At 66.2% G+C, this 11435-nt stretch carries 4 protein-coding genes and 3 pseudogenes; 2 read left to right on the top strand and 5 right to left on the bottom strand.

Annotation, left to right across the window (positions count from 1 at the left end):
• Nucleotides 1–241: pseudogene (locus Q5H31_RS07575) on the bottom strand (glycoside hydrolase family 3 C-terminal domain-containing protein); the annotation flags it as partial.
• Between Q5H31_RS07575 and Q5H31_RS07570 the strand changes: the two are divergent.
• Nucleotides 233–487 (top strand): annotated as a pseudogene (locus Q5H31_RS07570) (TetR/AcrR family transcriptional regulator); the annotation flags it as partial. The pseudogenes Q5H31_RS07575 and Q5H31_RS07570 sit on opposite strands and share 9 nt — an antisense overlap.
• 71 nt (nt 488–558) lie before the next feature.
• Here the strand turns inward: Q5H31_RS07570 and Q5H31_RS07565 are convergent.
• The 4 genes and pseudogenes from Q5H31_RS07565 to Q5H31_RS07550 all read right to left on the bottom strand — a co-directional run bounded on the left by Q5H31_RS07565 (nt 559) and on the right by Q5H31_RS07550 (nt 6204).
• Nucleotides 559–1896, bottom strand: a complete 1338-nt coding sequence (locus tag Q5H31_RS07565) for a glycoside hydrolase family 5 protein (RefSeq protein WP_118214055.1) — start codon at nt 1894–1896, stop codon at nt 559–561.
• Between the two features lie 156 nt (nt 1897–2052).
• The gene (locus tag Q5H31_RS07560; RefSeq protein WP_013410700.1) at nt 2053–4449 is read right to left on the bottom strand and encodes a glycoside hydrolase family 3 N-terminal domain-containing protein; all 2397 of its coding nucleotides are present in this window, start codon (nt 4447–4449) and stop codon (nt 2053–2055) included.
• Nucleotides 4450–4480: 31 nt separating this feature from the next.
• Nucleotides 4481–4777 (bottom strand): annotated as a pseudogene (locus Q5H31_RS07555) (glycoside hydrolase family 30 beta sandwich domain-containing protein); the annotation flags it as partial.
• 149 nt (nt 4778–4926) lie between these two features.
• A complete protein-coding gene (locus Q5H31_RS07550; protein ID WP_013410698.1) occupies nt 4927–6204 on the bottom strand; it encodes a glutamate-cysteine ligase family protein in 1278 nt (425 codons plus the stop codon).
• A 565-nt stretch (nt 6205–6769) separates the two neighbouring features.
• Here Q5H31_RS07550 and Q5H31_RS07545 point away from each other — a divergent pair.
• On the top strand, nt 6770–11435 hold a 4666-nt coding region (locus Q5H31_RS07545), incomplete at its 3' end, for a right-handed parallel beta-helix repeat-containing protein (RefSeq protein ID WP_133240705.1).

Below are 11435 nucleotides of genomic sequence, written 5' to 3'. Positions count from 1 at the left end.
ACTGGGCGAGCTTGCCGGACGGGCTGACCTGGCCGAAGATCACATCGGCGAGCGCAGGGCCGCCGGCCTGGCCGAGCAGACAGGATTCGAGAATGCCCTTGGCGTTCTTGGCCCACGGGGCCACGGAGACGACGGAGCCGTTGGACAGCACGACCACGACGTTCTGGTTCGCGGCGGCGACCTGTTCGAGCAGGGCGATCTGCTTGGCGGGCATGTCGAGGGTTTCGCGATCGAAGCCCTCGATTCAAAGCATCCGGCGCACGACTATTTCGCGGACCGCGAGCGCCGCAGCGTGACGAACGCGCTCAACATCAACTGGTCAGTACCCGACGGCGCGAACGTGGAGCACGTGCTTCAGGCGGGCCTGTCGATGATGGACGGCATTCAGCTGCGCTGGCTGCGCTCTCCCGGTCGCGATCTCAACGCCATGTGGGTCGACTGCGAGGATGTGCTGTTCCCCTCCCCCTTATGGGACGGATACCGCTGACCCTTCCGTAAATCGCGCGTCTCGCACATCACCTCCGCCACCGCGTCATCAATCACCGTCATCCCGAACCATCACCCCATCCATCCCGCATGCCAGACATGCCGCAGATCCCAAGGGTCGAGGCGCGTGTCGTCCATCACGGCGGCGTCCCCGTCACCCATACCGGGCGCGGGAGGCGCGAGACGGTCAAACTCGCCGCGACCGCCGCGCAGTCGATAGCTCCAGTAGACCTGACCGGCGGAGACGTTCCACGCGTCGAGCTGCATGGCGGCGACGCGGAGGTAGACGGCGCGGCGGCGCGCGGCGGGCGACGGGACGCCGTCCCCGGCGTCGCCCGCGCGCGAACCGACGTCACCGGATGCGCCGTCTCCAACATCCGCACCGCCGTCACCGAACGCACCATATCCGTCGAACGCACCACCAGACGCATCAACGGACGCGACCTCACCTTGCGCCCCGCACTCCCCCATGCGCGCCGCAAGCCCGTTCGCCACGCACCACTCCCCCACCATGACCGGCGTAAAGCGCGCGGCACGGCGGATGCGGCGCGCGCCCCACGCCGCGAACAGCCGGTACCAGCGCATAAGCCATGCGTCCGGCAGTATGCGGAACAGCACCTCGGGCCGTTCCGACATGACGAGATACGCGTGCGTGTCGATGATGACGCCGCGCATGCCCTCACGTACGAACCAGCCGCGCCAGCGGTTCAGGCGGAATCCGTCATGGAACACGATGACCGGCCCGTCGCCCAGCACCGGGCGCAGCCATCGGTATGCCGCCCGATAGAACCGTTTGAGGAAGCGCATCGGAACGTGGCCGCTCCCCCGCGCCTCCCCCGGATCCTTCGCCCGGGAGCTCGACGGCGACATGAGATAAGTGAGACGGTCGACCGGCTCGTTGAGCACTTCGATGCCGTACAACGCAGGGCGGTCGCGGTAACGTCGCGCGAGACGCTCGAGCACGTCCAGTGCGAACGCAACCTGCCGCGGCGTCGTATGCCAGCGGACCACGCCGGTCAGGCCGCCATTGTCGAACCCGTTCTGCGCCCCGGGCACGGTGTGCAGGTCGATGAGCACCTTAAGCCCGGCCCTCTCCGCCCAGTCGAACGCACGGTCGAGGTATTCGACGCATCCGGGATGCCCGGGCACGTCACCGAAGATGAAAAACGGCACGGGGATGCGCACAAGGTTCAGCCCGTGCGCGGAGATGGCGCGGAAGTCGTCCTCGGTGATGTACGTGTCGCGGTGACGGCGCAGCAGGCGCTCCAGTTCGGCCGGGTCCGTGGACCGGTGCAGCCAGATCTCGTCCTCCTCGCCGCTCGCACGGAACAGGCCGGGCGTCATCCACCGTTCCAATACCAGCCAGCCGCCGAGGTTCACTCCGTTGATTCGCCCATCGTCTTCCGGCATGGCCCTCTCATCAGTATTCCGCATCATTGCTCCGTTCCGCACAAACGACACCGCCCGCTCCAGCATACGACCGGAGCGGGCGGAAACATATGAGGCCCACACGAAACCGATTCACACGGGACCGGCTCACGCGAGAGCATCTCACGCAGAGCAGATTCACGCGACGGTGAAGGTGGTGCGCTTGAGGTCGTCGCGGCGCGACGAGTGGCCGATGAGCAGCTCGAACTCGCCGGGTTCGACGATGCGGTTCGCATCGGCGTCGGCGATGGTGCAGTCGCAGACCGGAATGTCGAACACGACGGTCGCGGTCTCGCCCGGTTCGAGCGTGACGCGGCGGAACGCCTTGAGTTCGCGGTCGGCCCAGCTGTATGAGGTGACGACGTCGCCCACGTACGCCTGCACGACCTCGGTGCCCGCGCGGCGCCCCGTGTTGGTGAGGGCGATCTCGGCGTGCACGGTGTCGGTCTGCGCGAACGTGCCGTCCGCGTTCGAGGCCCCGCCGACGATCGTCGGCTCACCGTACGCGAACGTCGTGTAGCCTTCGCCCTCGCCGAACGCGAACGCCGGGTCCTGCGTAAGGTCGGCGTAGCGGTTGCCGTGCTGGCCGCGGATCTGGTTGTAGTAGACCGGCAGCTGGCCCGCGTGGCACGGGAAGGTGATCGGGAGCCTGCCGGACGGGTTCACCTCGCCGAGGATGATCTCGGCGATGGCCTGTCCGCCCTCCATGCCCGGGTTCGGCGCCCACAGGATGGATCCGGCGCCGGACTTCGGATCGTTGCAACGGCCGGCGAGCACGCCGGAATCGCCCACGATGGAACGCGGCAGCACCTGTGGCTTGGAGCTCACCAGCACGGTGACCATCGGCTTGCCGGTCTCGCGGGAGACGTCGGCGAGTGCGTCGAGCAGCGCGTTCTGGCCGCCGAGCAGTTCAAGCGTGGCGGTGGAACAGGTCTCGCCGACCAGCTGCACCACATCGCCCACGACGGCGACGATGAGGTCGGCCTCGCGCGCGGCGGCGACGGCCTCGTCGAGCAGGGCCCGGTCAACGGGCGCGCTCACTCCGATCTTCGGGCGCGGCTGGCCGTCCGGGTAGAACTCACCCTCCGGGTCGGGCACGAGGTCGATGACGTTGGCACCGCGGGCGTAGGTAACCTCGCATCCGTCGCCGGCGAGCGCACGGAAGCCGTCGAGCACGGTGGTGATCATGCCGCGCGGATGACCGTCGGGCATCCAGCCGACTTGGCCGGAGCTGCCGGCCCAGTCGCCGAGCTGGTTCTGGGCGTCGTCGGCGAGCGGGCCGACCACGGCGATGCGCTTGCGCGCGGGCGCGTCACCGGAGCCGGGGATCGCTTCGGCCGGCGCCGCGTCGAACGGCAGTCCGCCGTCGTTGCGCAGCAGGGCAACGGCCTCGCGAGCGAGCTCGAGGTTCACGCGGCGGTGATCCTCGGAGCCGATGACGGCCTTGATGCGCTTCTCGTCCGGCAGACGCGGGTCCTCGAACAGGCCGAGGCGGAACTTGAGCGCAAGGATGCGCGCGACAGCCTCGTCGATGAGCGACTCGTCGAGCAGACCGGTGTGCACGGCCTCGATGGCGCCGTCGTAGAACCCCGGCGTGGTCATGACCAGATCGTTGCCGGCCTTGACCGCGTCGGCGGCGGCGTGCACGTAGTCGGGCTTGACCTTCTGCTCCCATACGGAACGGCCCACGTTGTCCCAGTCGGTGATGAGGGTGCCGTTGTACTTCCATGCGCCGCGCAGCTTGTCGGTGAGCAGCCACTTGTTGAACGTGACCGGTACGCCTTCGATGGACTCGTAGCCGAGCATGAACGTGCCGCAGCCCTCCTTGGCGATGCGTTCGAACGGCGGCAGGAACCAGGATTCAAGCTTGCGGTGGCTCAGGTCCGCTTCGGAGGCGTCACGGCCGCCCTGGGTCTCGGAGTATCCGGCGAAGTGCTTGGCGCAGGCGAGGATCGCGTCCTTCGGCAGCGTCTCGCCGGCCTGGGCACCGCCCTGATAGCCCTTGACCATGGCGGAGGCCATCTCACCGATGAGCATGGGGTCCTCGCCGAAGGTCTCGTCCACGCGACCCCAGCGGGTGTCGCGCGCGATGCACAGCACCGGGGAGAACGTCCAGTGCACGCCGGTCGAGGAGACTTCTTCGGCGGTGGCACGGCCGGCCGCTTCGACGGCCTTCGGGTCCCAGCTCAACGCCATGCCGAGCTGGGAGGGGAAGATCGTGGCGCCGGGCCAGAAGGAGTAGCCGTGGATGCAGTCGTCGCCGATGACGAGTGGGATGCCGAGACGGGTCTTGGTGTTCACGGTTTCGACGGCGCGCGGCAGGTCCTCGGGGCTGGTGTGCAGGATGGAGCCGACGTGCTTGTTCACGATGAGCTCGTCGAGGTCGCCACCGCGGGCGTCGAGCTGCATCATCTGGCCGACCTTCTCTTCGAGGGTCATGCGGGAGAGCAGGTCGGCGATGCGCTCGGAGGCGGGCAGGTCGGGGTTCTTGTAGGGCAGCGTTTCGACTGTGGTTTCCGGTGTGGTCGCGGTCATGGTTGTGTTCGCCTTTCTGGGTTCCGTGCGGTCACTCGATGACGAAGGTGTTGAAGGAGCGCGGGGCGAGCGTGGCCTTGAAGCCACGGGAGGCGTCGGCCGGGTCGGCGAACTCGAACGGGCGTTCGTCCTCCAGCGCGTTCTGGGTCACGACCACGATGGTGCCGTCCGGGTTGCGGAAGGCGATGGCCATGGAGTTGAAGTGGCTGGTGGTGCCGAGCACCTTCGCGCCGGGGCGCACGTACTTGGAGAAGTGGCGCATCACGTAGTATTCGGGGTTGTGGCGCACCTCGTGCGTGTCGGCGGTGATGGTGAACAGGGAGTTCTGGCGCGACCCCGGCCAGCCGACCACCGACCGGGGTTTTCGTAATCCTAGACCAAACACACCCGGCACCTGGCAGGCCGCGGCCGGTACGACAAGGGCCAGAACGCCCGCCAGGACGCTCCGGCCCGAATCACGGCCGGCATGGAACCCGGTCAGCGCTGGAACACGTCGGGGTGCTTCGGATCTCCGGGAATATCGTCGAGCAGGCCCTCGAGGCCGAGGAACTCACGCCAGAAGTCGAGCGGCTGGCCATACGGGTTGGATTCGCGGCCGTGCGCCTGGATGTTCGCCTTGGCTTCGAACACGTCTTCCTCGGTGAGCCCGTCGAAGTAGCTTTCGAGACGGATGCGGTTGGACGGCACGTAGTACAGGGACGCGATGATCTCGGTGAGCCGTTCGACGCGTTCGATCGGCAGCGAATCCCAGTGGCGGAACTCGATGAAGTTCTTGAGACGCACGTCGTTGAAATGCGTGGAGATGATGTGGTTGATTTCGTACGCGTTGAGCTCGCGGTCCGGGTAGACCTCGCCAGCGTTCTCACGGAAGGCGGCGCGATGCAGCTCCTTGCGGCTCAGCCCCGATTCCACCGCTTCGGGCGTGTGCGTCAGGTCGGCGAACATCAGCGGCGTGGACAGCACGTCACGCGCGTAGTCCTCCCAGCCGAAACGCTGGTCGAACAGGCCGGGGGTCACGTTGGTGCGCTGGAAGTCGAGGTAGTCCCACATGCGCTGGCGCAGCAGCGGATACGGGTTGAGACGGCCCTCGAAGTAGGGGGTGTTGCGGAAGAACCATGCGAGAATCGGCCCGATGGCGGTGCCGACGCGCATCTTATCGATCGAATCCTTCTCGTCGACATAGTCGATGCTCACCTGGGTGGAGGCGGAGCAGCGCATCATGCACGGACCGAACTGGCCGACGCGGCCAAGGAAGTCGGTCATCGCGTCATAGCGGCCTTTCGGATTGACCGGCACGTCGACGAAACTCGACTTCGGCTGGTATCCGTAGTTGACGAAACGGAAGCCCAGCTCCTCGAGGATCGGGTCCGCCTCACACCGGAAGTCGGCGTACAGGCCGTTGAGGTCGCCCGGCTCATGAAGCACGCCGATGGAAGCCTCCACCTGGCCGCCCGGTTCGAGCGACACCGCAACGCCTTCGCGCGCGAGTCCGACCAGATGGCCGTTCTCCCAGTATTCCTTGCTTTCGTCATAATACGGAGCGAGCCGTTTGAGGAACGCTTCGATGCCGTTCGGCTCGTAGTAGCTTACGGCCGTGTCGTCGGCGTCATGCACCGGCAGATGCTCAATCTCGACACCTAAACCACCGGTGCCGCGCTTGGAGCGCCCCGCCTCGAAGAACTTCAGAAGGCTCTCGACATGCTTCGGGTTCGGCTCGGCGAGCAGGTGCGCATAGCTGATTCTGGGAGTGACCATGAACGGTATCGTAGGCGAGTCGCGCGACGCGCGTCGCCGCGCGCCCGCGAATCGGCTATATCTTTTTCCGATAACCGGCACGTCGCCGGACATCCGCCATATCACGCCGCAACGCCGCACCGCGCCGTCGCACCACACCGCGCCGCCACGCCCCCATCACCGCACGCCACGCCTCCGCAACGCCGCGCCACACCGTACGGCTTTGCCGTTATGCGCGATGTCGGATACACTCATTGATTTGTAAACCTTGTTTACAGAAACGTCCGGCAGAGAGGCCGGACCACACCATCAACCCACCATCAACCCACGGCGAACAGCCGGAATAAAAGAAAAACAACAGAAAACAACAGAACACGGAAAACAGCAACAACCCATACAAAACACCGGCAACCATAAGCACGTCGGAAGCACACCGGAACGCACACCGAAGCGCACCGGCGACCGCTCCGGTTCCACACCGAAACCACGCCGAAGGCCATACCGGAAACGGACCGAGGACATATCGGACACGCCCGGCACCCCACCGGCACGCCGGTGCGCCACAATCGAAAGGAAGGAAAGCGGCATGACATCCCGTCAGGGCAGACAAGCCATAGCCGCGACGGCCGCAATGGGCGTGGCCGTCGCGCTGGCGTTGCCGACCGCTGCGTTCGCGCAGTCAGCAACGCAAGGAAAGGAGACCGCTACGACCACGTCATCAGGCACCACCTACTACGTGTCGTCGGCACACGGCGACGACGCCAACGCGGGCACCAGCGAAAACGCGCCCTGGAAGTCCCTGACCAAGGTCAACGACATCGCCTCGGACCTCGGTCCGGGCGATTCGGTGCTGCTGGAATACGGCTCCGAATTCAACGACCAGTACCTGCACATCAAGGACACCGCCGGCAACGCCGACGCGCCGATCACGATCTCCGCCTACGGCGACGCCGACGAAGGCAAGCCGGTCATCGCGTCGAACGGCGTCAAAGGCAGCCAGTGGGAGCAGGACTACCGTGCCAACGTCGGCAACCACAAGAACAAGGGCACCGTCTCAACCACGCTGCTACTCAAGGACGTGTCGTACATCACCGTCTCCAACCTGGAGATCACCAACGACGACGCGGACGTCTACGATCCGATCGACACGTGGAAGTGGACCGACACCCCTGATTCCGACGGCACAAAACTCGACCGCAGCGCCTCGCGCATGGACCGCACCGGCGTGGCCGGCATCGCCGAGAACGGCGCGACGATGAGCAACGTGACGCTCGACAACCTTTACATCCACGACGTGGACGGCAACATCTACAACAAGCACATGGCCAACGGCGGCATCTACTTCATGGCCCACTACCCCATGGAGAACACGAGCGCCGAAACCGACGTCTGGCTCAGGGAGCACGTCTCACGCTTCGACCACGTCACCATCAGAAACAGCACCGTCAAGGACGTGGATCGTTGGGGCATCGCCGTCGGCTACACCGCCTACCTCAACTACATCGACGCGAACTACGGCGACGGCTCCATCGACGACGCCCTCATCGCGAAGTACGGTTCCACCAACGTGCGCATCGAGAACAACTACGTCAAGGGCGCCGGCGGCGACGCCATCACCCTGATGTACTGCGACCGCCCGGTCATCGAACACAATGTGGGCGACAGCGTCTCGAAGCACATCAACACGCAGGACTACACGCAGCCCGGCTCCTACGGCGGACGCGTGGCGGCCGGCATCTGGCCGTGGCGTTGCAAGGATCCAGTGTTCCAGTACAACGAGATGTACAACAACCTCAACGCCGAGCACGGCAACGGCGACGGCCAGGCGTGGGACGCCGACTACGGCGACGGCACGCTGTACCAGTACAACTACTCGTACGGCAACAGCTTCGCCTCGCTGATGATCTGCAACTGGTACGCGGTTAACACCACGTTCCGATACAATATCTCGCAGAACGACCGTCAGGGCGTGTTCGACCTGCCGTCGAACGGCCCCGGCAACCACATCTACAACAACACCGTCTACGTGGACGCCGACAGCCAGGTGCTGACTAAGCGTTCCAACTCGCAGTCCCTGTTCGAGAACAACATCTTCATCAACGCGACCAACACGAAGAAGACGGAGACCTGGAACCGCGGCAGCCAGAACGGCGGCCAGACGTACGACAACAACATGTACGTCAACTACGCGAACAAGCCCACCTCCGACGCCAACGCCATCGAGGCCGACGACGTGTCCGCAGTGCTTGCGGGCGCCGGTTCGGCTCCGACATCCGCCCTCAAGAGCGGCGCCGAGCATGCGCGCACCGGCGAGAAAGCCGCGTTCGACGGCTACCGTCCGGTCGCGGGCTCGAAGGCGATCAACGCCGGCAAGGTCGTCTCCGACCTCAACGACTACGCGGTGGAGAACGACTTCCTCGGCAACGCAGTCAAGGGCAGGCCCGATCTGGGCGCCGTGGAAAGCGACGTGGTGTCCGTCACGATGGCCTCCTCCAAGTACGAGACCGGAACCGAAACCGATTCCGGGACCGGTGACAAGACCAAGGTCATCCACGTGACCTTCACCGACAAGAACCCGGTGACCGTCAAGGAACTGCTCTCCAACGTGTCCGCCGACAAGGGCGTGGACAAGGCCGTGTACCGAGTCGCCGACGCCAAGTCCGGCAAGTCCGCCGACGCCAGGTCCGCCGAGTCCGAACCGAACATGCTCGACCGCCTGCTCTCCCTGCTCCCAGGCTCCGACCGGAACGCCAAGGACGACGAGACGAAGCTCGCCGACTCCGAACCGGTCCGCGATGGCGACATCCTGCGCTTCTCCGCCGAAGGCACGGACGAGACCGACGAGTACACGATCCGCCAGCGCATCACGTGGGATTGGGTCGCGGACTACGAGCAAGGCGTCGCCGACTTCGACTGGAAGGCGCAGCGCCGCACGTCCGCCGGCGGCGAGTGGACCACCATCTCCGCATACGACGGCTCGTGGCCGAACACCGTGTACGACCAGTACTACGGTGTCGGCGTCAACGGCACCCTCGCCGAACTCTCCGGCGACCGCAAGCAGACGCACGGCCTGCTGATCGACAAGCCCGGCGACGGCCTGCCCACGGCCATGGCGTGGAAGGCGCCGGAGTCCGGCACCGTCATGCTGTCGCTCAAGACGTTCGCCGACAAGATCGCTGAACCGTACCTGCGTCAGAACGCGGACAACGCCGGCAAGAAGGTCACATTGTCGCTGATGCGCAACGACGAGACGCTCTGTTCGGCCGACGACCTGTCCGTCTATCAGAAGTCCTCCGAACAGTTCGCGCAGTGCCTCGCCGAGCACGGTTCGATCGACGTGCAGGAAGGCGACTGGATCCGCATCGTCGCCGACGCCGAGACCGGAGTCAAGGCGCCGTCGCTGCACATCAGCCCGGTCATCACATATGAGGACAAGGCGCCCGCCGCGCCGAAGCAGAACGTGCGCTACGACGTCTCGTACGCCGCGACGGACGCCGTCGTCGGCACGCAGTCGGCCGTCGCCGCCGCGTTCACCGCGGACGGCGGCGAGGCCGACGCGCCGGACGGCGTCGCGTTCGCCTTCAAGGACGGCGGCGATGAGGGCGAGGCCTCGCCCGTCATCGACGCGTCCACCGGCGCCGTCACCTTCACGCCCGCCGCCGGACAGTACGGCGCGACCGTCACCCGCACCGTCGTCGTCACGTACGCGGACGGTTCGAGCGACGAGACGACCGTCACGTTCCGTGTCGCGCAATCGCACGCGCAGCGTCTCAACGTGCTGTACCCGACCGTGCGCGGCGACGCCGGCACGGACCTGAAGCGCACGCCGAAGTTCACGCTGAAGGCGGACGGCGCGGCCGCGTCTGTGCCGGAAGGCACGACGTTCGCGCTCGGCGCGAACGCGCCGGCCGGCGCGAGTGTCGACATGGCGAACGGCACGGTCACGCTGAACAGCAGGGTCGGCGGCACCGTCACCGTGCCCGTCACGGTGACGTTCGCCGACGACGGCGCCAGCGTCTCCTCCACCGCCCGCTTCGAGGTGACCGCGCCCGCCGCGCTCGGCTCGTCCGAGTTGGAGACCGCGACTGTCGACGGTGTGAACGTCGTCTACGCGCCGTTCTCCGCCGACAGTCCGATGACCGTCGCGCAGCTGCTCGCCAAGGTGACGGCCGAACCGTCCGGCGCCGATAAGGGCGTGTACCGTGACGGCGTGCGGTTGGAGGCCGGCGCAGAACTCGCCGAGAACGACGTGCTCCGCTTCTCCGCGAAAGGTTCCACCGTGTCCGACGACTACGTGGTGAAGTCGAAGACCACGTGGGATTGGGTGAACGACTTCCAGGTGCGCGTGCAGGGTCCGATCTGGTACGGGCAGCGTCAGACCGAGGCCGACGGCGTGTGGTCGGATATCGCCGACTTCGACGCGACGTATCCGAACTGGATGTACGAGACCTACTACGGTCCGGGCGTGGACTACGCGAACCACAGCCTGCCCACCGACCGCTCCGCCATCCATGGCCTGATCAGCGATTCGCCCGCGTCCGCTGGTGGCTCCGCCATGGCGTGGAAGGCGCCGAAGGCCGGCACGGTGAAGGTGTCCATCCGCGAGGACGAGCCGTACCTGCGCCAGGACGGCAGCAACGGCAAGGCGTTGACGCTTCGTCTCATGCACGACGACAAGGTGGTGTGCTTCGCCGACCTGACCGTCTCCAAGCAGCGTTCCGAGGAGTTCGCCAACTGCGTCGCCGACAAGGGCGAGATCGCGGTCGAGGCGGGCGATTGGATCCGCGTCACCGCGACGTCCGCGTCCGGCATGAACAAGCCGTCCGCGCACATCTCCCCGGTCATCGCCTACATGGCCGCCTCCACGCCGGGCCCCGAACCCGTTCCGGTGGACAAGTCCACGCTGAAGGCCACGGTCGAGGAGGCTCTGGGATTGGCCGAGTCGGACTACACGGATGAGTCGTGGGCCGCGCTCGTCGCCGCGCGCGACGCCGCGCAGACCGTGCTGGACGACGATGCCGCCACCGCCGAACAGGTCGAGACCGCGCAGAACGCACTGCGTGACGCCATCGACGGATTGGAGAAGAAGCCGGTCGATCCGGACCCGAACCCGAAACCGGATCCGAACCCCGATCCCGATCCGACGCCCGACCCGGACCCCGACCCCGGCCCCGACACCAAGCCGGGTGACGGTTCCGGCAACGGTTCCGGCACGGGCAACGGTTCCGGCACGGGCAACGGTTCCGGCACGG

Origin of the sequence: uncultured Bifidobacterium sp., from assembly GCF_959020155.1 — a bacterium.
Lineage (GTDB): Bacteria > Actinomycetota > Actinomycetes > Actinomycetales > Bifidobacteriaceae > Bifidobacterium.
Note: the sequence above shows the minus strand (reverse complement) of the source record. Positions and strands in the feature narration are given on the sequence as shown.